Source organism: Paraburkholderia sp. TE9906, from assembly GCF_056279605.1.
In genome coordinates this window covers 392446-412169 of sequence record NZ_JBWCCT010000004.1, presented here as the reverse complement: position 1 = coordinate 412169, position 19724 = coordinate 392446, and the positions used below count along the sequence as shown (strand labels likewise).

General features: G+C 64.3%; 20 protein-coding genes and 1 tRNA gene. 15 read left to right on the top strand and 6 right to left on the bottom strand.

The genetic code is table 11. The annotated features are described in order from the left end of the window. Positions 1 to 20 precede the first annotated feature (20 nt). The 8 genes from ACZ9H4_RS12780 (at position 21) to ACZ9H4_RS12745 (ending at position 7639) form a co-directional block, all read left to right on the top strand. Entirely contained in the window at positions 21 to 662 is a 642-nt protein-coding gene (locus ACZ9H4_RS12780; protein WP_476119202.1) for a hypothetical protein, read from the top strand. Positions 663 to 819: 157 nt separating this feature from the next. Next, positions 820 to 2103: a glutamate-1-semialdehyde 2,1-aminomutase gene (hemL, locus tag ACZ9H4_RS12775; protein WP_476119201.1), complete on the top strand. Its 1284-nt coding sequence runs from the start codon at positions 820 to 822 to the stop codon at positions 2101 to 2103. 80 nt (positions 2104 to 2183) lie between these two features. Beyond that, positions 2184 to 3341 (top strand): bifunctional diaminohydroxyphosphoribosylaminopyrimidine deaminase/5-amino-6-(5-phosphoribosylamino)uracil reductase RibD, encoded by a 1158-nt coding sequence (gene ribD / locus ACZ9H4_RS12770; RefSeq protein WP_408140764.1) that lies wholly within the window; start codon positions 2184 to 2186, stop codon positions 3339 to 3341. Positions 3342 to 3356: 15 nt separating this feature from the next. Then, positions 3357 to 3971 carry a riboflavin synthase gene (locus ACZ9H4_RS12765; RefSeq protein WP_408140762.1) on the top strand — a complete coding sequence of 205 codons (615 nt, stop codon included), beginning with the start codon at positions 3357 to 3359 and terminating at the stop codon, positions 3969 to 3971. A gap of 210 nt (positions 3972 to 4181) precedes the next feature. Beyond that, a complete protein-coding gene (gene ribBA / locus ACZ9H4_RS12760) occupies positions 4182 to 5315 on the top strand; it encodes a bifunctional 3,4-dihydroxy-2-butanone-4-phosphate synthase/GTP cyclohydrolase II (RefSeq protein WP_408140760.1) in 1134 nt (377 codons plus the stop codon). A 49-nt stretch (positions 5316 to 5364) separates the two neighbouring features. Next, on the top strand, positions 5365 to 5871 hold the full coding sequence (gene ribH, locus ACZ9H4_RS12755; RefSeq protein ID WP_476119200.1) for a 6,7-dimethyl-8-ribityllumazine synthase: 507 nt from the start codon (positions 5365 to 5367) through the stop codon (positions 5869 to 5871). Then, a complete protein-coding gene (gene nusB / locus ACZ9H4_RS12750) occupies positions 5868 to 6302 on the top strand; it encodes a transcription antitermination factor NusB (protein WP_476119199.1) in 435 nt (144 codons plus the stop codon). Before ribH ends, nusB begins: the two co-directional genes overlap by 4 nt. A gap of 140 nt (positions 6303 to 6442) precedes the next feature. Further along, positions 6443 to 7639, top strand: coding sequence for a pyridoxal phosphate-dependent aminotransferase (locus ACZ9H4_RS12745; RefSeq protein ID WP_476119198.1), 1197 nt, complete (start codon positions 6443 to 6445; stop codon positions 7637 to 7639). A 208-nt stretch (positions 7640 to 7847) separates the two neighbouring features. On the opposite strand, the gene ACZ9H4_RS12740 is transcribed toward ACZ9H4_RS12745, so the two are convergent. After that, on the bottom strand, positions 7848 to 9032 hold the full coding sequence (locus tag ACZ9H4_RS12740) for a transglycosylase SLT domain-containing protein (RefSeq protein WP_476119197.1): 1185 nt from the start codon (positions 9030 to 9032) through the stop codon (positions 7848 to 7850). A gap of 603 nt (positions 9033 to 9635) precedes the next feature. Between ACZ9H4_RS12740 and ACZ9H4_RS12735 the strand changes: the two genes are divergently transcribed. Together ACZ9H4_RS12735 and ACZ9H4_RS12730 are read left to right on the top strand one after the other, a co-directional pair. Beyond that, positions 9636 to 11210 carry a UbiD family decarboxylase gene (locus tag ACZ9H4_RS12735; RefSeq protein WP_476119196.1) on the top strand — a complete coding sequence of 525 codons (1575 nt, stop codon included), beginning with the start codon at positions 9636 to 9638 and terminating at the stop codon, positions 11208 to 11210. Between the two features lie 51 nt (positions 11211 to 11261). Further along, positions 11262 to 11939 (top strand): LysE family translocator, encoded by a 678-nt coding sequence (locus ACZ9H4_RS12730; RefSeq protein WP_476119195.1) that lies wholly within the window; start codon positions 11262 to 11264, stop codon positions 11937 to 11939. Between the two features lie 57 nt (positions 11940 to 11996). Here ACZ9H4_RS12730 and ACZ9H4_RS12725 read toward each other — a convergent pair whose 3' ends face one another. Together ACZ9H4_RS12725 and ACZ9H4_RS12720 are read right to left on the bottom strand one after the other, a co-directional pair. Then, positions 11997 to 12962 carry a threo-3-hydroxy-L-aspartate ammonia-lyase gene (locus ACZ9H4_RS12725; RefSeq protein ID WP_476119194.1) on the bottom strand — a complete coding sequence of 322 codons (966 nt, stop codon included), beginning with the start codon at positions 12960 to 12962 and terminating at the stop codon, positions 11997 to 11999. Between the two features lie 162 nt (positions 12963 to 13124). Continuing rightward, positions 13125 to 13421 (bottom strand): hypothetical protein, encoded by a 297-nt coding sequence (locus ACZ9H4_RS12720; RefSeq protein WP_476119193.1) that lies wholly within the window; start codon positions 13419 to 13421, stop codon positions 13125 to 13127. A gap of 778 nt (positions 13422 to 14199) precedes the next feature. Between ACZ9H4_RS12720 and ACZ9H4_RS12715 the strand changes: the two genes are divergently transcribed. The 5 genes from ACZ9H4_RS12715 (at position 14200) to trmB (ending at position 17430) form a co-directional block, all read left to right on the top strand. Further along, complete coding sequence (locus ACZ9H4_RS12715; protein WP_408140746.1) at positions 14200 to 15132, top strand: Rossmann-like and DUF2520 domain-containing protein; 933 nt, start codon at positions 14200 to 14202, stop codon at positions 15130 to 15132. Positions 15133 to 15209: 77 nt separating this feature from the next. Next, entirely contained in the window at positions 15210 to 15530 is a 321-nt protein-coding gene (locus tag ACZ9H4_RS12710; RefSeq protein WP_408140745.1) for an EthD family reductase, read from the top strand. Positions 15531 to 15718: 188 nt separating this feature from the next. Further along, a complete protein-coding gene (locus ACZ9H4_RS12705) occupies positions 15719 to 16282 on the top strand; it encodes a YggT family protein (protein ID WP_408140743.1) in 564 nt (187 codons plus the stop codon). Positions 16283 to 16357: 75 nt separating this feature from the next. After that, positions 16358 to 16431 (top strand) — tRNA-Gly (locus tag ACZ9H4_RS12700). A 216-nt stretch (positions 16432 to 16647) separates the two neighbouring features. Further along, positions 16648 to 17430 carry a tRNA (guanosine(46)-N7)-methyltransferase TrmB gene (trmB, locus tag ACZ9H4_RS12695; RefSeq protein WP_476119192.1) on the top strand — a complete coding sequence of 261 codons (783 nt, stop codon included), beginning with the start codon at positions 16648 to 16650 and terminating at the stop codon, positions 17428 to 17430. A gap of 101 nt (positions 17431 to 17531) precedes the next feature. Here trmB and ACZ9H4_RS12690 read toward each other — a convergent pair whose 3' ends face one another. From ACZ9H4_RS12690 to ACZ9H4_RS12680, 3 genes are all read right to left on the bottom strand, one after another. Beyond that, on the bottom strand, positions 17532 to 18368 hold the full coding sequence (locus tag ACZ9H4_RS12690; protein WP_408140706.1) for an undecaprenyl-diphosphate phosphatase: 837 nt from the start codon (positions 18366 to 18368) through the stop codon (positions 17532 to 17534). A gap of 90 nt (positions 18369 to 18458) precedes the next feature. Next, the gene (locus tag ACZ9H4_RS12685) at positions 18459 to 19052 is read right to left on the bottom strand and encodes a DUF1439 domain-containing protein (protein ID WP_408323606.1); all 594 of its coding nucleotides are present in this window, start codon (positions 19050 to 19052) and stop codon (positions 18459 to 18461) included. 105 nt (positions 19053 to 19157) lie between these two features. Further along, complete coding sequence (locus ACZ9H4_RS12680) at positions 19158 to 19484, bottom strand: YkgJ family cysteine cluster protein (RefSeq protein WP_476119293.1); 327 nt, start codon at positions 19482 to 19484, stop codon at positions 19158 to 19160. Positions 19485 to 19724 lie beyond the last annotated feature (240 nt).

The window sequence follows — 19724 nt, the reverse complement described above, 5'->3', positions numbered from 1 at the left end:
CATTCTGTTTCGAGCATGCGATGACCGCCTTCCTGCTGATCTGGAGCCCCAAGAAATGGCCGTGGCCCGAGTTGCCCGACGTTGCGAAACGCGTCGCCGCGGGCGTCGCGGTCAGCGACGTGTGGGGCTGCGGATTTGCGCGCGGCATCCTGCCGGGCGATCGCGTGTTCCTGCATCGCGTCGCGCAGCAACCGAAGGGCATCTTCGGCTCAGGTTACGTGACGCGCGCGCCATATGAAGTCCCCGACCCGGCGACGAAACGCGGCTATCGCCTGTGCATCGACTTCGTATACGACTGGCTCGTCGACGCGCACGAAGCACCGGTGATCCCGCGCGAGATGTTGCGCACGTTTCCGTTCTCCGTGCAGACATGGGACGCGCAGAGCTCGGGCACCGTGATCAAGCCGATCGCCGAAGGCGCGCTGGAAAAGCGCTGGGCCGAACTCACGGGCAAACGCAAGCAGCCGAAACTCGACACGCCAGCGGGCCCCACGCGGTCGAGCAAAGTCACGGCGCATGCGGCGGCGGCACAACGCGCGGCGGCAAGTCCCGAGGACTCGAAGCCAAAGACGGCAAGCAACCAGGCAAGCAAGCAGAGACGCGCGCCGACAACCCGAACCACGGTGAAGAAGGCCGTGACGAAACGCGCACAACAAGGTTAAAAAAGTGGCGCACAAGCCGCGCCATCAGGACGCTATCGGGCCCGCCGCAAAACCCGTTCACGCCGACTCCGGTACAATTTCTCCACCTATCCCAGCATCGCGCGAATCGCCCACGGGCAGCCTGCGCCGCTGCGCAACCCCAATTCCAGCCATCGCCATGTCCAAAAACGAACTCCTCTTCGAACGCGCGCAACGCACCATTCCGGGCGGCGTGAACTCGCCGGTGCGCGCCTTCCGTTCCGTCGGCGGCACGCCGCGCTTTATCGAGCGCGCGCAAGGCCCCTACTTCTGGGACGCGGACGGCCAGCGCTACACCGACTACATCGGCTCGTGGGGCCCGATGATCCTCGGCCACGTCCACCCGGAAGTGCTCGAAGCAGTGCAGCGCGTGCTGGCCAACGGCTTTTCGTTCGGCGCGCCGACCGAGTCGGAAGTGGAAATCGCCGAAGAAATCTGCAAGCTGGTGCCGTCGATCGAACAGGTACGCATGGTGTCGAGCGGCACGGAAGCAACCATGAGCGCGCTGCGTCTCGCGCGCGGCTTCACGAACCGCAGCCGCATCGTCAAGTTCGAAGGCTGCTATCACGGTCACGCGGACAGCCTGCTCGTCAAAGCCGGCTCGGGCCTGCTGACCTTCGGCAATCCGACCTCGGCGGGCGTGCCGGTGGATATCGCGAAGCACACCACCGTGCTCGAATACAACAACGTCGCCGAACTCGAAGAAGCGTTCAAGGCGTTCGGCAACGAGATCGCGTCGGTGATCGTCGAGCCGGTCGCGGGCAACATGAACCTCGTGCGCGCCACGCCGGAATTCCTGCAGGCGTTGCGACGCCTGTGCAGTGAATACGGCTCGGTGCTGATCTTCGACGAAGTGATGTGCGGCTTTCGCGTGGCGCTCGGCGGCGCGCAAGAGGTGTACGGCATCACGCCGGACCTCACGTGTCTGGGCAAGGTGATCGGCGGCGGCATGCCGGCGGCGGCCTTCGGCGGACGGCGCGACATCATGGCTCACCTCGCGCCGCTCGGCGGCGTCTATCAGGCGGGCACGCTGTCGGGCAACCCGATCGCGGTTGCCGCGGGCCTGAAGACGCTGCAACTGATCCAGGCGCCGGGCTTCTACGAGACGCTCGCGGCACGCACCGCACGCCTCGTGCAGGGACTCGCGCAAGTCGCGGGCGAAGCGAAGGTACCGTTTGCGGCCGATTCGCTCGGCGGCATGTTCGGCCTCTACTTCACCGACTCGATCCCGGGCAGCTTCGCCGAAGTCACGAAGAGCGACGTGCCGCGCTTTAACGCGTTCTTTCACAAGATGCTCGACGCGGGCGTGTACTTCGCGCCGTCGGCGTATGAGGCGGGCTTCGTGTCGATCGCTCACGACGATGCGATCATCGACGCCACGATCGACGCGGCGCGCGGCGCCTTCGCGTCGCTTGCGGCCTGAGGCCCGCGCGGCTTCGAAACAGCAGAAACAGCGAAACCGAAACTCGACATAGCCTAGCCACCGTACCCGACCGGATCCCGATGTTTTCGCAAACCGACTTCGTCCATATGGAACGCGCGCTCGCGTTGGCCAGGCGCGGCATGTACACCACCGACCCGAATCCGCGCGTAGGCTGCGTGCTCGTCAAGAACGGCGAGGTGATCGGCGAAGGCTTCACGCAACCGGCGGGCCAGGATCACGCGGAGATCCGCGCGTTGAAGGACGCGCGCTCGCGCGGCCACGATCTGCGCGACGCCACCGCTTACGTGACGCTCGAACCGTGCAGCCACTTCGGCCGCACGCCGCCGTGCGCGAACGCGCTCATCGACGCGCAGGTCGCGCGCGTGGTCGCGGCGATGGAAGACCCGAATCCGCAAGTGTCGGGACGCGGTCTCGCGATGTTGCGCGACGCCGGCATCGAAGTGCGTTGCGGGCTCCTTGCGAACGAAGCGCATGAACTGAACATCGGCTTCGTGTCGCGCATGACGCGTGGCCGCCCGTGGGTGCGCATGAAAGTGGCGGCGTCGCTGGATGGCCGCACCGGCTTGCCGTCGGGCATCAGCCAATGGATCACCGGCGAAGCCGCGCGCGCCGATGGTCACGCGTGGCGTGCCCGCGCATCGGCTATTCTGACCGGCATCGGCACCGTCCGGGAAGACGACCCGCGCATGACGGTCCGCGCGGTCGACACGCCGCGCCAGCCGCAACGCGTGCTCATCGACAGTCAGCTCGACGTGCCGCCGGACGCACAGATCCTGGCCGGCGCACCCACGCTGATCTTCTGCGGCAATCTCGATCAGCGCCATGCCGATCGCGCAGCCGCGTTACGCGATCGCGGCGCCGAGATCATCCAGTTGGCGAACGCGGCCGGCAAGGTCGATCTGCCCGCCCTGCTGAAAGTGCTCGGCCAGCGCAACGTCAATGAGTTGCACGTCGAGGCGGGCTACAAGCTGAACGGCTCGCTGCTGCGCGAGGGCTGTGTCGACGAACTGCTCGTCTATCTCGCGCCGAGCCTGCTCGGCATGGATTCGATGAGCATGTTCAACCTCGGCGCGCCCGAAACGCTCGACGGCCGTGTCAAACTGAATTTCCACGCGGTTGACCGGATCGGCGACGATCTGCGGATTCTTGCGCGCTTCGCGCCGCAGACCTCAGCCGAAACCGGCACGACGCCCGCGCCTCCCTCCGTTTCGAAATGACCAAGGATTAGCACGATGTTCACAGGAATCGTCGCGGCAGTGGGCCGCATCGAATCAGTCAAGCCGCTGGGCGCGGACGGCGACGCGGGCGTGCGCCTGAACGTTGAAGCCGGCGGCCTCGACCTCGGCGACGTGCAGCTCGGCGACAGCATCACGATCCAGGGCGCCTGCATGACCGTGGTCGCGAAGACCGCCCATTCTTTCGAAGTCGACGTGTCGCGCGAAAGCCTGAACTGCACGGCGGGCCTCGGCGAAATCGGCGAAGTCAATCTGGAGAAGGCGCTGCGCGCGCACGACCGGCTCGGCGGTCACATCGTCTCCGGCCACGTGGACGGCCTCGGCACGGTCACGCATTTCGCGCCGGTCGGCGAATCGCACGAACTGCGCGTGCTGGCGCCGCGCGAGATCGGCCGCTATCTGGCGTACAAAGGCTCCATCACTGTCAACGGCGTGAGCCTGACCGTCAACTCGGTTAAAGATCGCGACGATGGTTGCGAGTTCTCGATCAACCTGATTCCGCACACGGTCGAAGTGACCGCGCTCAAGCGTTTGCGCGAAGGCACGCAGGTGAACCTGGAAATCGATCTGATCGCGCGTTACGTCGAGCGCATGCTGAACGCGCCGAAATAACGGGCCAATGCCGGGCGCGAGGCCCGGCCGCGCATGGGCTGGCGGCGGCGCCCTGCCGCTTTCAGCCGGTTCATGCGTGCATCGTTTCGACGAGCATAGCAACGGCCCAGGGGCCGTCGCCAGTCGGCCAAACGGCCTATGCCATCCGGCGGAGGCGACTTGGACTCGCGCGTGGCGTAAAATACGCGCTTTCCCGAAAATCTCGCCAACATGACGCTCGCCTCCACTCCAGAGATCATCGCCGAACTCAAAGCCGGCCGGATGGTGATCCTCGTCGACGAAGAAGACCGCGAAAACGAGGGCGACCTCGTGATCGCCGCCGAGTTCGTCACGCCGGAAGCGATCAATTTCATGGCCCGCTACGGCCGTGGCCTGATCTGCCTGACGCTCACGCAGGAACGCTGCAAGCTGCTGAACCTGCCGCTGATGACCTACCGCAACGGCACGCAGTACGGCACGGCGTTCACGGTCAGCATCGAAGCGGCCGAAGGCGTGACCACCGGCATTTCGGCGGCCGACCGCGCCCGCACGATCTCCGCGGCGGTCGCGCCGGACGCCAAAGCAGAGCACATCGTGCAGCCGGGCCACATCTTCCCGATCATGGCCCAGCCCGGCGGCGTGCTGGTGCGCGCCGGCCATACCGAGGCGGGTTGCGACTTCACCGCGCTGGCGGGTCTCACGCCGGCCGCGGTGATCTGCGAAGTCATCAAGGACGATGGCACGATGGCGCGCCTGCCGGACCTGATGGAGTTCGCGAAAGAGCACGATCTGAAAATCGGCACGATCGCGGATCTGATCCACTACCGCAGCCGCACCGAGTCGATCGTCGAGCGTATTTGCGAACGCACCATGCAGACCGCGCACGGCGCGTTCCGCGCGGTCATGTATCTCGATCAGCCGAGCGGCCAGCCGCATATCGCGCTGGTGCGCGGCACGCCGAACCCGGACGAGGACACGCTGGTGCGGGTGCACGAACCGCTGTCGGTGCTGGATCTGCTCGAAGTCGGCGAATCCACCCACTCGTGGACGCTAGACGCGGCGATGAAAGAAATCGCCGAACGCGACCTCGGTGTGGTCGTGCTGCTGAACTGCGGCGACTCGAAAGATCATCTGATCGACGTGTTCAAGGCGTTCGACTCGAAGGAAAAAGCCAACGCGCTCAAGCGCCGGCCGGTCGATTTCAAGACGTACGGCATCGGCGCGCAGATTCTGCGCGAGCTCGGTGTCGGCAAGATGCAGGTGCTGTCGAACCCGCGCAAGCTGGGCAGCATGTCGGGTTACGGTCTCGAAGTCACAGGCTTCGTACCGATGCCGGGCAGCGCCGCGCAGGCCCCGCAAGGCTGATCCGACCATTCACGCGCTTAGCGCCCACTCAAAACACTACGGAATTCACATGGAAATCGGACAATACCAACCGAATCTCGACGGCGACGGGCTGCGCATCGGCATCGTCCAGGCGCGCTTTAACGAACCCGTCTGCAACGGCCTCGCGGACTCCTGTATCGAAGAACTGGAACGCCTCGGCGTGACCGGCGAAGACGTGCTGCTCGTCACCGTGCCGGGCGCACTGGAAATCCCGCTGGCGCTGCAAAAGCTCGCGGAAAGCGCGCAATTCGACGCACTGATCGCGCTCGGCGCGGTGATTCGCGGCGAAACGTACCACTTCGAACTGGTGTCGAACGAAAGCGGCGCGGGCATCACGCGTATCGGCCTGGACTTCGGCATTCCGGTTGCAAACGCCGTGCTGACCACCGAGAACGACGAACAAGCCGTCGCCCGTATGACCGAGAAAGGTCGTGACGCGGCGCGCGTGGCCGTCGAAATGGCGAATCTCGCCGTCGCGCTCGAACAACTCGGCGGCGACGACAAAGAAGAAGACGAAGAAGAGGAAGAGGCATGAAGAGCGCACGCCGACGCTCCCGCGAACTGGCCACGCAGGGGCTTTATCAGTGGCTGCTGTCGGGTTCGCCCGCCGGCGAGATCGACGCGCAACTGCGCGGCGCGCAAGGCTTCGACAAGGCGGATCACGAACATCTGGACGCGATCCTGCATGGCGTGATGCGCGATTCGGAAGCGCTCTCCGCCGCCATCGCGCCGTGTCTCGACCGTCCCATCGAGCAGCTCTCGCCGGTCGAACGCGCGGTGCTGCTGGTGGCCGCGTTCGAGCTGAAGAATCACGTCGATATTCCCTATCGCGTGGTCATCAACGAGGCGGTTGAGCTCGCCAAGACGTTCGGCGGCTCGGACGGCTACAAGTACGTGAACGGTGTGCTGGACAAGCTCTCGGCGCAACTGCGCGCTGACGAAACGCAGTCGGCTCGCAAGCATTGAGTATGCGGTGCAAGACGTCGGCCACGCCGGTGTCACGCGCCTCGCCTGGAAAAGCCGAACTGTTTGCAGGGACGCCGTTTCACGCGTGATGAACGCGCAGGACGCCGTCCCGCTTTTGCTTCTGAACTGGATTTGACTGTATGAACTCCGTGACCGAACCTTTGGTGCGGCTTGCTGCGCGTGTCGACGCCATCCAGCCTTTCTACGTGATGGAACTGGCCAAGGAGGCCGCGCTCCTCGAGCGCGACGGACGCGACATCATTCACATGGGAATCGGCGAGCCCGATTTCACCGCGCCCGAGCCGGTCATCGAAGCGGCGGGCAATGCGCTGCGCCGTGGCGTCACGCAATACACCAATGCGCTCGGCCTGCACGCGCTGCGCGAAGCGATTTCGGCGCATTACGCCGAGGTCTACGGCGTCAGCGTCGATCCGGCGCGGATCGTCGTCACCGCCGGCGCCTCCGCCGCGTTGCTGCTGGCCTGTGCTGCGCTGGTCGACCGCGACGACGAAGTGCTGATGCCCGATCCATGCTATCCGTGCAACCGTCATTTCGTGATCGCCGCCGAAGGCAAGCCGGTGATGGTGCCGAGCGGGCCGGCCGAACGCTTCCAGCTGACCGCCGCCGATGTCGAGCGCCTATGGAACGAGCGCACCCGCGGCGTGCTGCTCGCGTCGCCGTCGAACCCAACCGGCACGTCGATCGAACCGGCCGAACTCGAACGCATCGTCAAGTCCGTACGGGCGCGTGGCGGGTTCACCATCGTCGACGAGATTTACCAAGGCTTGAGCTACGACGCCAAGCCAGTGTCGGCGCTCTCGTTCGGCGACGACGTGATTACCGTCAATAGCTTCTCGAAGTACTTCAACATGACCGGCTGGCGGCTGGGCTGGCTGGTAGTGCCGCCCGGCATGGTCGGCGCATTCGAAAAGCTCGCGCAGAACCTGTTCATCTGCGCGTCGGCGCTCGCCCAGCACGCGGCGCTCGCCTGCTTCGAGCCGGAAACGATCGCCATCTATGAAGCGCGGCGCCTCGAGTTCAAGCGCCGCCGCGACTTCATCGCGCCGGCGCTGGAGTCGCTGGGCTTCTCGGTACCGGTGATGCCCGACGGCGCCTTCTATGTGTACGCCGACTGCCGCACCGTCGCGCATCCCGCGGCCGGCGACAGCGCAGCGCTCACCAAAGCAATGCTGCACGACGCGGGCGTGGTGCTGGTGCCGGGCATGGACTTCGGCACGCGCGCGCCGAAGGAGTACATCCGGTTGTCGTATGCCACGGCCTATCCCAAGCTGAAGGAAGCGGTCGAGCGGTTGGCGAAGCTCTTCGGGCGGCACTGACAAGCAGCGGGCCGGATCTGCGGCGCTCGGAATTTGCCGCGACGGGCCTGCCGATGACCTCTGCGCGCGCGCCCTGACCCACCGACCGCCCGCACACCGCGCCTCCTGATTCTCCAGACGCAAAAAAGGACACCTAGGTGTCCTTTTTCATAACCGCTACTCGTGCACCAAATTGCCGACAGCTACACCGGCATGATGCCGCCCAACTTCAAGCGCCCAACTCCGAAGCCGATGCCACGTGCTTCGTGTTGGCATCGTCCTGCTCAGGAGCCGCCGGCGCCTTCACGGGACTCGCCTCGCTCAGCTGATGGGCGCCCTGAAGCGTCACCTGCACGCGCTTGCCGCCGCTGGCAGCCGCCGCCGTGGTGGTGGTCGACGCGGTCAGCACCGGCGCCTGCGGCGCGTTGATCGGCACCTTGCGGCCCCGGGCCACGTCGCGCAGACGGCCACGCTCGGCCATCACCTTGGCACCGTAGCCGCCGTCGTCCTGCGAGGTCGAGCCGACGTAAAGACGCAAGCCGCCCGGCAGCGAACCCCCTCGGGCGATGCAATCCTTCAGCACCAGCGCGCCCACCTTGATGTTCGCGACCGGTTCGAGAGCTGCGCTCTCGCCGCCAAAATACTGGAATTTGTCCGAATGCACTTTGGACATCACCTGCATCAGGCCTTGCGCACCCACGCCGCTTTCGGCGTATGGGTTGAAGCCCGATTCGATCGCCATCACGGAAAGCAGCAGGAGCGGATCGAGACCAACTTCGCGGCCCGTGTCGAAGGCCGCCTTCACCAGCTCGCTGACAGGCTCCTGAGCGACGCGATAACGCCGCGCCAGGTACGACGCAACCAGATCCTGCTCACGGCTTGAGATCAGCACGCGATCGTCACGCGCATCGGCGGACACGCGCTGCGACGGGATCATGCGTGCGAGCGCGGTGACGCTCTGCATGGTGCGCGGATCGAGGCCGTTCAGCGCCGCGACGCCCATACCGGCCGAGCCGGAGCCGTCGAAAGCGCCGTCGAAGCTGGTGTTGCTCACGGTGAGGCTGGTGCCGCCGCTGTTTGCACCGTTGTTCGTCTCCGCGCCGTTCGTCGAGTTGGACGAGAGCGTGTCGTCGGAAGACACACCCGCGTTGCCGGGCGGACCGAAGGACGGCAGCGGATTGCCCTGCAGCAGACGGGCGGGACCCGCTTGCACAGCGGCGGAGATGACCGGCATCAACCGCGCGGCAAGAGTGCCGCGCCAAGCCGGCATCAGCCACAGCGCGACTGCCAGCACGACAGCGACACCGCCGACAATGCTGAACAGGTAATGACTCATTCGCGTCCCGCGACGCAGCACACCACGCACAACTTGCGCAATACGCTCATCGGGACGCCACGATAACCAGGCGTTCATTCAGATCTCCCATGTTGCATGATCTGCGAACCCCGCCCGATGAAGATGGCGGTACCACACGTTCGTAGAGTCAAGACATCGCGTGCTCTGTCTGGTTAGGGCAGCAGCGACGTCGGGAAAACGGCAAATACCGTTTGTGGGGAGCCCATCTCGAAAAAATGGCACACGCGATGCTAAGAAAGCAGGCGTTGGCTCCCACGCGAAAAACCAGCGTCAATCGGCGCTGGCGAGGACTTCAAAAACCGGCAAAACCGTGCAGGGAATCGGTAAGCGGTGACGCGTTGCGTCAGTGGGACCGGGGGCAGTGGTAAAAAGGTTCACGCCCTGCAACCAATGTGGACGGATTCTATGCAGGGTTTTATAGATCGTCAACACTATAGAATAGCAAATGTATAACTATTTGTAATAATGAACAGTGTTCAGTTCAGCAGGAGCCACGCGGGATGCGCCTTTTGGACGCACCGACCTCATCTGTTCGGAGTAAGCCATTCGGTCGATCTACGTGCGCTAGCCAACGCAGGTAAAATCGACAATTCGTTCCGGCACCCTGCAGCCCGCCGCGCCCTTCTCTTTTGCCGCTGATGCGGCCCTGACCCGCACCAGATGAAATACAAAGACCTGCGCGACTTCGTCGGCCGTCTCGAAACGATTGGCGAACTGCGCCGCATCTCGCAACACGTCTCGCCGAACCTGGAAATGACCGAGGTATGCGACCGCGTGCTGCGCGCCGGTGGCCCCGCGTTGCTGTTCGAGAGCAAGGAGCGGCATGCGTTCCCGGTGCTCGGCAACCTGTTCGGCACACCGCGCCGGGTCGCGCTCGGCATGGGTATCGACGCGCAAGCCGGCGAAGGCGACGGCGCGGCGCTGGAGTCGCTGCGCGACGTCGGCCGGCTGCTCTCGGGGCTGAAGGAGCCGGAGCCGCCGAAGGGCCTCAAGGATGCGGGCAAGCTGCTTTCGCTCGCCAAGGCGGTGTGGGATATGGCGCCGAAAACCGTGAGCGCGCCGCCCTGTCAGGAAATCGTCTGGGAGGGCAACGACGTCGACCTCGGCAGACTGCCGATCCAGACCTGCTGGCCGGGCGACGCCGGTCCGCTGATCACATGGGGCCTGACCGTCACGAAAGGTCCGAACAAGAGCCGCCAGAATTTAGGCATCTATCGCCAGCAGCTAATCGGACGTAACAAACTGATCATGCGCTGGCTCGCGCATCGCGGCGGCGCGCTCGATTTCCGCGAATTCGCGCTGCAGAACCCCGGCAAGCCCTATCCGGTGGCCGTGGTGCTGGGCGCCGATCCGGCGACCATCCTCGGCGCGGTCACGCCGGTGCCCGACACGCTGTCCGAATACCAGTTCGCAGGCCTGCTGCGCGGCGGGCGCACCGAGCTCGCTAAGTGCCTCACGCCGGGCGTCGACGGCCTGCAGGTGCCCGCGCGCGCCGAGATCGTGCTCGAAGGCTTCATCTATCCGCAAGAGGGCACGCCCTCGCCCGCTCCCGCAGGCGCGCCGCCGCGTCCGGCCAAGGGCGCGTCGGCCGCGTACGAGCACGCGCTCGAAGGCCCGTACGGCGACCATACCGGCTATTACAACGAACAGGAGTGGTTCCCGGTCTTCACGGTCGAGCGCATCACGATGCGGCGCGACGCGATCTATCACTCCACGTACACCGGCAAACCGCCCGACGAGCCCGCCGTGCTCGGCGTCGCGCTCAACGAAGTGTTCGTGCCGCTGCTGCAGAAGCAGTTCACCGAGATCACCGACTTCTATCTGCCGCCCGAAGGCTGCAGCTACCGCATGGCGATCGTGCAGATGAAGAAGAGCTACCCCGGCCACGCGAAGCGCGTGATGTTCGGCGTGTGGAGCTTCCTGCGCCAGTTCATGTATACGAAATTCATCGTGGTGGTGGACGAGGACGTCAACATCCGCGACTGGAAAGAGGTGATCTGGGCGATCACCACGCGCATCGATCCGGCGCGCGACACGGTGCTGGTCGATCGCACGCCGATCGACTATCTGGATTTCGCATCGCCCGTCGCGGGCCTCGGCTCGAAGATGGGACTCGACGCGACCAACAAATGGCCCGGCGAAACCGACCGCGAATGGGGCCGCCCGATCGTCATGGACGATGCGGTCAAACAGCGCGTCGACAGCTTGTGGAACGAGCTGGGCCTGGGCCTGTAAGGCGAGCCGCACGACAAGACCAATAACAAAGCAGATGGAGTAGTTGCACGGATGCACGCCTTTTCTATGATGTCGGACGGATTTTTTCTGTCGTTGTCGCTGTGCCTGGATATCGGTCTCGTGAATGTCGCGATCATTTCGCTGACGCTCTCGCACGGTTTCAAGCCCGGGTTCTGGCTCGGTCTCGGCTCCTGTGTCGGCGATCTGATTTACGCGGCGCTCGCGCTCGCGGGCATGGCCGCGCTGCTGCAGTTCGATTCGGTGCGCTGGGTGGTATGGATCGGCGGCGCGGCGATCCTGCTGTTTCTCACGTGGAAAATGGCGCGCGAGGCGATGTTCCCGGCAACGGCGCCGACGGTGGCGGGCCAAGGCGGCGCCGATGCGCTGCATCTGTCGCCGTGGCGCGGATTTTTGCGCGGCGTGCTGCTGGCGGTGTCGTCGCCGTCGGCGATTCTATGGTTCGCGGCGGTCGGCGGTGCGTTGATCGCGAAGGCCGGCGCCACCAGCCCGAAGACCGCGCTGATCTTCCTCGGCGGCTTTTTTCTCGGCGGGCTGTGCTGGACGATCTTCATCTGCGGGCTCGGCAGTCATGGCCGCAAGCGCGCCGGCGCCGGTCTGCTGCGCGCCTGTCATGTGCTGTCCGCACTGCTGTTCGCGTATTTTTCGTACAGCGTGATCGTCAACGGATATCACGATCTGATCGTGCAAAGCACGCACGTCGCGAGCTGATGAAAAAACGGCTTGCGTGGGCAAGCCGTCGTCGTCAATCCGATTCGAACCGGTCGTTCAGGCGAGATACCCCGCGAGCTTCGGCAAATCGACGTTGCCGCCGCTCACCACCACGCCGACCCGCTTGCCCTTCACCGGCACGATACCGTTGAGCACCGCCGCCGCGGCGAGGCAACCGGTGGGCTCGACCACCATCTTCATGCGTTGCGCGAAAAAGCGCATCGTCTCGATCAACTGCGCGTCGCTGACGGTTTCGATCCGCGCCACGTGCTTGCGGATGATCGCGAACGTGTAGTCGCCGAGATGCGTGGAGGCGGCGCCGTCGGCGATCGTGCGTGGCGTGTCGATATGCACGATCTCGCCGCACGCGAGCGACTGCTGGCCGTCGTTGCCCGCCTCCGGTTCCACGCCGATTATCGTGCACGTCGGGCTCAGCTGAACCGCCGACAAAGTGCTGCCGCCGAGCAAGCCGCCGCCGCCGAGGCACACGAAGAGCATGTCGAGCGGACCGGTTTCGTCGAGCAACTCTTTCACCGCGGTGCCCTGCCCGGCAATCACATGCGGGTGGTCGTACGGCGGAATCAGCGTCATGCCGCGCTCCTCGGCGAGCCGCCGGCCGATCTCCTCGCGGTTTTCCTTGTAGCGGTCGTAGGTGATCACTTCGCCGCCGTAGCCCTTGGTCGCCGCGACTTTGGCAGCGGGGGCGTCGTGCGGCATGATGATCGTCGCGCGGATGCCGGCGAGGCGCGCCGACAGCGCGATCGCCTGCGCGTGATTGCCCGACGAATACGTCAGCACACCCGCCTTGCGCTGCTCCGCGTCGAAATGCGAAATCGCGTTACAGGCGCCGCGAAACTTGAACGCGCCCATGCGCTGAAAATTTTCACACTTGAAGAACACCGACGCGCCCGTGCGCTCGTTGAACGTGCTCGACGTCAGGACTGGGGTGCGGTGGGCGACGCCTTCAAGACGCGCTGCGGCGTCGAGTACGTCGTCGAAAGTGGGAGCGGGAAGCGCTTGCATCGGCGAAATTCTCCTGAGCGGTGGCGAAACAGCCATTCTCCCAGCTTCGCGAATGCTTTTGAACGTCAACGCCGCTGGCGCGGGCGCATAAACTGAAAACGGCGTAACCCGGCGATCAAGCCGGCGTTACGCCGTCGATATGCCTCAACGGGCCTACCGCGTCTAGCGGCGGTAGTAGCCGTGGCCGTAATAACCGTGATAGTAGCCGTGGCGATAATAAGGACGGCCATAGCCCCCGTAATAGCCACCTACCACGACAGGCGGCGGCGCGTACACGACGGGCGGTGCATAGACCGGCGGCGGCGGTGCGTAGTAGACGGGTGGCGGCGCGGCATACACCGGATAAGCCGGCGCGACCGGCACCCCAATCCCGATACCCACGGAAACGTGCGCCTCAGCAGCACCGGCAAGTCCAAGGCCGAGCCCTGCGGCAACAACGAACGGAACGATCTTTTTCACTTTGTTCTCCTAGCGCGGCCTACCAAGGTCGCCGACTTCGCATGCCTTGCATGCTATTGGAACAATTTATCGAAAAAGACCGCACACTTCTGTTCGCATTTGTTGCAAATTGCAATTCGTGGCAATAGGTTTTGGTTCGCTCAGGCGCGCCGAGCCTCACTGCAGCTCCGGGGCAAGCCGAAAATCAAGGGTTTGAGGGGCTTCAGAGATACGCCAATCGTTATTTCCCGAAACCGGCGTTTTTCGAGTTCGCGTTTCGGTAATCTTTGATTACAAATTAGATTCAATACTGACAGCGCAATTGGGCCGCGCCATAAAAAATGCCCGGCGAATGCGCCGGGCATTTCTCATCTGTGAGCGTCGCGGTTCAGCCGACTTTCACATAGGCGAATTCACGAGACACGCTAGGCGGGACATAGGCGCCGCTGATGCGCACACGCGGCGTCAGCCGCTTTTTCTGGTCCCACCAGCGACGGCGCTGTGCATGTGTCAAGAACCGCAAGTGCTTTCGGTACGAAAAAATACTCATCGTCGACCTCCCGAATCTGACTGCGAAACGAAGTACCCAGAAACAGCGACTACCAAACTGACGTATCACGCAAATCACGAATGGCGAGCAGTTTTCGAACCCGCCGTGGCACGGTCGGATGACCGGCTGCAGGCGCCAGATCGTGCGCAAGCCGCTCGAAGGAAAGTCGGTGCCAGATCACGCTGCTGACAGCCGAATGCGCGATACTTCTGCTTTCCCGTTCAAATGTTCCGTCTGGAGCAGGCAACCATGTCCCAGTCCTCTCTGCCGCGCCTCGGGTTTATCGGTGCGGGCCGGCTCGCGCGTTGTCTCGCGCTGAGCTTTTCACGCGCCGGCTATCCGGTCACGGCGGTGGCGAGCCGCTCGGCAGCCTCGGCCGCCAGGCTTGCCAGTCAAATCGAGCATTGCACGGCATCCGACGATCCACAGCACGTTGTCGACGCCGCCGATATCGTCTTTTTAGCCGTTCCGGACGACAGCATCGGTACGTCAGCGCACACACTGCGCTTCGGCCGGGACGCTGCCCAGTCCGGCAAGGCGCTGGTGCACTGCAGCGGCGCGTCGCCGGTGGAGCTGCTGGCGCCGGCGCGCGACCAGGGCGCAGCGATCGGAGGATTTCATCCACTCTACCTCTTTAGCGGGGACCTCGCCGATCTCGACCGGATCGCCGGCTGCTCGGTGACGATTGAGGCCGACGGCGCGCTGAAGGACACGCTGACGGCGCTGGCCATCGCGCTGCGCTGCCATCCGCTGTCGATTCCGCCGGGCGGCCGCATGCTGTATCACGCCGCCGCGCACTACGCAGCCAGCTTCGCGCTGTGCAGCCTCGCTGAATGCGTCGCGCTATGGCGCACCCTGGGTTTCGCCGAAGACGACGCGCTGCGCGCGCTCCTGCCGATGCTCGCCGGCACCATCGAAACCGCCCGCGACAAAGGCTTGCCCAACGCGCTCGCGGGCCCCGTGTCGCGCGGCGACACCGGGGTCGTGGAGAAGCAGTTGGCGCTGCTCGAAAACCTCGGTGGCGACCACGCCGCGCTGTACGGTTTGCTGTCCCGGCGCGCGGTCGGACTCGCCGAACGCCGCGCGAGCCCGCCTGCGGCGATCGAGGCAATTGCCGAGGCGGTGGAAGAATCGCTGAACCGGTCGCTGAATCAGGCCGCGGCAGGTGCAAGCGTCAAGTAAGGCGTGATAATGTGACGTCCGGCGCAGCACGCAATCCGCCGGCGCCGCGCTTCGGGACCAACAGACGAGAACGCACAATGATCAAGGTCAGCATCCTCTATCCGTATCGGGAAAACGGCCACTTCGATGTGGACTATTACAGCGTCACGCATATGCCGCTTGCGGCGAAGCTGTTCGGGCCGTCGCTGAAGGGCTGGTCGGTCGACGTCGGCATCAACGCCGGGCCGCCGGGAACGCCGCCGCCGTACGTGGCCGCGGGCCACTTCCTGTTCGACAGCGCGGACGACTTCTACAAGGTCTTCAAGCCAGCCGCGGAGCAACTGACGGCCGACATTCCTAATTACACCAACGGCGGCAACGGCACGATTCTGATCAGCGAGATCAAGATTTCCGTGTGATGCCGAGCAGACCGCGGCGAAACGGTGGCGTGTCATCATGCTTGCCGGTGCATCCGGTCAAGCCGCGTCACCGAATCCACGCGCGAAACGCGCATGCAATCCCAATGAACCGCCGGCGCCCACCGATCGGTCGACGCCGGCACTCCGCGGCCGATCGACGGCCGCCATCCGAAGCATAAGGACACGAGATGTTTGGCGATATCGCCCGTTTTCTGCTCAATACCGTCTTCACGCTGTTCGGCGCGGCGCTGCTGCTGCGCGCCTGGCTGCAGGTCGTGCGCATGCCGCCCTACAACCCGGTGACGAACGCCGTGCTGCACGCCACTAACTGGATCGTGCTGCCGCTGCGGCGCATCTTGCCGAGTACACGCAGCATCGACTGGGCGAGCCTCGTCGCGGCGCTGATCGCGGCGATCGTGTACGTCGTGCTGATGGTGGTCCTCACGGGCGCCGATCCGCTCACGCTCGTGCCGACGCTGCTGATCGTCGCCGTGCTGACCCTCATCAAGTGGGCGCTGAATCTGATTATCTGGATGACGATCCTGATGGCGCTGCTGTCGTGGCTCAACCCGCGCTCGCCGGCCATGCCGATTCTGTATCAGCTGACCGCGCCGTTCCTGAATCCGCTGCGCCGGGTGATTCCGCAACTGGGCGGGATCGATCTGTCGCCGATCCTGCTGTTCGTGATCGTGCAGGTGCTGCTGATGGTGGTCACTCGCGCCGCCGTTCAACTGACGTACTTTGTGATCTGAAGACGCGCAGCATTGGCGGGAAAGGGTGGCCTGATTTGCGCTGAACCCCCTTTCCCGAGTAGAATTGTGCGCTCTGCGGGCGTCGTATAATGGTAATACCCTAGCTTCCCAAGCTAGAGCCGTGGGTTCGATTCCCATCGCCCGCTCCACCTTCCGCTGAGCCTTCAGCAAAAATACAGCACGAGCCGCCTCCATGAAGGCGGCTTTTTTGTAGTGGCGGCGGCCCGGCGTGGCGAGTCGCAAGGCACCGGAGTCGCAAAACACGGCGCTAGCCAACCACGCGCACGTTTCGCAGCCCACGCCGCCAGCGCGGACAGGCACGGCGCGCAAGCCGCGAAGCCCTCACCCTTGTAGCAGCATCGACGATGATCCACGATCCAAACGACACCGGCCTGCCGGACGAACTCCCGACGCCCCCGAGCGTTGCCGAAGGCCAATCCGCCGGCGACGACGCGCCGCAAGACGAAGCGCTGCATCGGCGCCGTATCCGCAGCTTTGTCACGCGCGCCGGCCGCGTGTCGACCGGCCAGCGCCGCGCGATGGACGAACTCGGCCCGCGCTTCGTGGTGCCCTACGCGCCGCAGCAGCCCGACTGGACCAGCGTGTTCGGCCGCACCGCGCCGCGTGTGCTGGAAATCGGTTTCGGGATGGGCGCGACCACTGCGGAAATCGCCTTGCATCGTCCCGACGACGACTTCCTCGGCGTGGAAGTGCACGAACCGGGCGTCGGCGCGCTGCTAAAGCTGATGGGCGAGCAGTCGCTGTCGAACATCCGCATCATCCAGCACGACGCCGTCGAAGTGCTCGAACAGATGATCGCGCCGGATAGCCTCGACGGCGTGCACATCTTTTTCCCGGACCCCTGGCACAAGGCGCGCCACCACAAGCGCCGGCTGATCCAGCCGAAGTTCGTCGCACTGCTCGTGTCGCGCCTGAAGCCGGGCGCCTATCTGCATTGCGCGACCGACTGGCAAAACTACGCGGAGCAGATGCTCGAAGTGCTGGGCGCCGAACCGGCCCTGCAGAACACCGCTGACGGCTACGCGCCGCGCCCGGAGTATCGTCCGGTGACGAAGTTCGAGCGGCGCGGGCTGCGCCTCGGGCATGGCGTGTGGGACCTCGTGTTCCGCAAACGCAACGCCGGGTAAAACTTGGCGCCGGCAAGTCGCCGGGAAATCACGCCCCGAAAGCAAAAAGGTCCACTCAATCGAGCGGACCTTTTTTCATGGCACGAGCAAAACGCAAAACCTCATTCGGCCCAGCTCAACGCACCGCTATAACCGACCAGCAGGATCAGCAAGCCGAAGCCGATCCGATACCACGCGAACGCGGTGAAATCATGGGAGGCGATGTAGCGCAGCAGCCAGCGCACGCAGATGAACGCGCTGACGAAGGCCGCGACGAAGCCGACCGCGAAGCTGCCAAGCGCGTCGGTGGACAGCAGATGCCAGTCCTTATAGAGCTCGTACGCGGTCGCGCCGAAGATGATCGGAATCGCGAGGAAAAACGAAAATTCCGTGGCGACCCGCCGCTCCAGCCCGAACAGCATCCCACCGATAATCGTTGCGCCCGAACGCGAGGTGCCCGGAATCAGTGCGAAACACTGCGCGAGACCGACTTTCAGCGCATCGAGCGCGCTCATGTCGTCCACGTTGCGCACCCGTACCACCTCGGCGCCGCGCGCCCGCTGACGGGCCTCCGCCCACAGGATCACGACACCGCCCGCCACCAGCGCAAACGCGACCGGCACCGGCGAAAACAGCGCCGCCTTGATCGTTTTTTCGAACAGCAGGCCGAGCACGATCGCCGGAATCGTCGCAATGATCACGTTTAGCGTGAAGCGGCGTGCTTCGGGCCGACTCGGCAATCCAACCACCACGGTGCCGATGCGGCGGCGAAACTCCCAGCACACGGCGAGAATCGCGCCGAGCTGGATCACGACATCGAAGGTTTTCGCGTGTTGGTCGGTGAAATTCAGCAGACTACCGACGACGATCAGATGCCCCGTGCTCGACACCGGCAAAAACTCGGTCAACCCTTCGACGACGCCCAGAATCAGCGCCTTGCAAGCCAGTAGCCAGTCCATCCGTGCCCCTTATCGCGGTAGATTGTCGGAACGAACAGGACCGGCGCGAACAGTCACGTGCTTGCGCGGCCCCGCCGGCCGCGCGCTCCGTCATTTTTCGACGATTTGCACGCGTATGCCGTTTGTAAGGATGGTGATTGTACCGGGTTCGTAATTCACTCCGGCAAATTGCAGTTGTTCGGGCTTGAATGTGTAGATCGGATAGTTGGTCAGCAACTGCGTCGCGAGCAGCGCCGCCGCGGCGTTGATCTGCTGGGTGTAGACCTGCGCCTGTCCGTTCACGCTGACATTGTCGACATTCGGCGACTTCAATACGACCGATCTGCTGGCGGCGTCATAGGCGAGTTCGCTCGACAGCGTGAACACGCCGTCCACCGGCTGCGGCATGAACGGACTCGCGAAGCGCGCGTCGAGCTTCACGGAGACGCGGTTCGCATCCGGCAGAAAACCGACTACAGGATGAGTCAGCGCGACGTCGAACACTTGCGAGACCGTGCGCTGATACGGGAATTTGCGCTGCACCGCGTCCTGCACCTGCTGCTGCGAGAACGTGTAGTGCGATGGAATGAACGGAAACGTCGGCGTCGCGCAGGCCGCGAGCGATACGGTGATGCCGAGCACGCTACAGCCGGTCAGCGCGGCGCGCAGAAAGCGGCGCCGGGCCGGCGCTGCGGATCGAGTCATGCGAAATCTCCAGTGAAAGCCTTTTCGAGCATGCGGTTGGGTTGTTTGATGGTCGGCTGATGCGGGTTGTCTGGCGCACAAGGCAGGTGCGGCCAACCTGACGGACTAGCGAGCCGCTACGTGCGGTTGCGTTTGTATCTCGAGCTGCGTCAGCCAGGCGAGTGCTTCGCCACGATCGGTGCCGCACATGTCGGTCTGCGGTTGCAGACCGGAACAGCACGCAGGCCGCTCCGGCTGCCCGAAGATTGCACAACGCAGATCGTCACCGAGTTGCACGCAGCGCACGCCCGCCGGCTTGCCGTGTGGCATGCCCGGAATCGGACTCGAAATCGACGGCGCGATACAGCACGCGCCGCAATCGGGACGGCACGCGTGATCAGCCGCGTGAAACGGCAACTCGCGCTTCACATCGCTGTTCGACGGGCTTTTCAACTTGCTGTTCAACACATCACTCACGACATCCATCCTGATCTCGGAAACAGGCAACCGCATTGCCAGACCCGCATTGTGCCACCACGTTCCGTGCGACCTTTTTACACAATCCGGGCGGTCACCCCTCACTTAAACTCAACGACTCCGAAAGGCCATGCTCAAGAGGCGTTCGCGCAGTTCGATCCGGTCTGGCAAACGCGCCGGCTCCCGCCTCTTCCTCGTGGCCAACTGCCACGAGCC

Excerpts from the sequence above, each read along its gene's own strand:
- ACZ9H4_RS12730 (WP_476119195.1), top strand. The coding sequence starts at position 11,262 with ATGCACGCCTTTTCTATGATGTCGGACGGATTTTTTCTGTCGTTGTCG.
- ribBA (WP_408140760.1), top strand. The coding sequence starts at position 4,182 with ATGACGCTCGCCTCCACTCCAGAGATCATCGCCGAACTCAAAGCCGGC.
- ACZ9H4_RS12715 (WP_408140746.1), top strand. The coding sequence starts at position 14,200 with ATGTCCCAGTCCTCTCTGCCGCGCCTCGGGTTTATCGGTGCGGGCCGG.
- ACZ9H4_RS12780 (WP_476119202.1), top strand. The coding sequence starts at position 21 with ATGACCGCCTTCCTGCTGATCTGGAGCCCCAAGAAATGGCCGTGGCCC.
- ribD (WP_408140764.1), top strand. The coding sequence starts at position 2,184 with ATGTTTTCGCAAACCGACTTCGTCCATATGGAACGCGCGCTCGCGTTG.
- hemL (WP_476119201.1), top strand. The coding sequence starts at position 820 with ATGTCCAAAAACGAACTCCTCTTCGAACGCGCGCAACGCACCATTCCG.
- ACZ9H4_RS12710 (WP_408140745.1), top strand. The coding sequence starts at position 15,210 with ATGATCAAGGTCAGCATCCTCTATCCGTATCGGGAAAACGGCCACTTC.
- ACZ9H4_RS12725 (WP_476119194.1), bottom strand. The coding sequence starts at position 12,962 with ATGCAAGCGCTTCCCGCTCCCACTTTCGACGACGTACTCGACGCCGCA.
- ACZ9H4_RS12740 (WP_476119197.1), bottom strand. The coding sequence starts at position 9,032 with ATGAACGCCTGGTTATCGTGGCGTCCCGATGAGCGTATTGCGCAAGTT.
- ACZ9H4_RS12765 (WP_408140762.1), top strand. The coding sequence starts at position 3,357 with ATGTTCACAGGAATCGTCGCGGCAGTGGGCCGCATCGAATCAGTCAAG.
- ACZ9H4_RS12745 (WP_476119198.1), top strand. The coding sequence starts at position 6,443 with ATGAACTCCGTGACCGAACCTTTGGTGCGGCTTGCTGCGCGTGTCGAC.
- ACZ9H4_RS12705 (WP_408140743.1), top strand. The coding sequence starts at position 15,719 with ATGTTTGGCGATATCGCCCGTTTTCTGCTCAATACCGTCTTCACGCTG.
- nusB (WP_476119199.1), top strand. The coding sequence starts at position 5,868 with ATGAAGAGCGCACGCCGACGCTCCCGCGAACTGGCCACGCAGGGGCTT.
- trmB (WP_476119192.1), top strand. The coding sequence starts at position 16,648 with ATGATCCACGATCCAAACGACACCGGCCTGCCGGACGAACTCCCGACG.
- ACZ9H4_RS12685 (WP_408323606.1), bottom strand. The coding sequence starts at position 19,052 with ATGACTCGATCCGCAGCGCCGGCCCGGCGCCGCTTTCTGCGCGCCGCG.
- ACZ9H4_RS12690 (WP_408140706.1), bottom strand. The coding sequence starts at position 18,368 with ATGGACTGGCTACTGGCTTGCAAGGCGCTGATTCTGGGCGTCGTCGAA.
- ACZ9H4_RS12735 (WP_476119196.1), top strand. The coding sequence starts at position 9,636 with ATGAAATACAAAGACCTGCGCGACTTCGTCGGCCGTCTCGAAACGATT.
- ribH (WP_476119200.1), top strand. The coding sequence starts at position 5,365 with ATGGAAATCGGACAATACCAACCGAATCTCGACGGCGACGGGCTGCGC.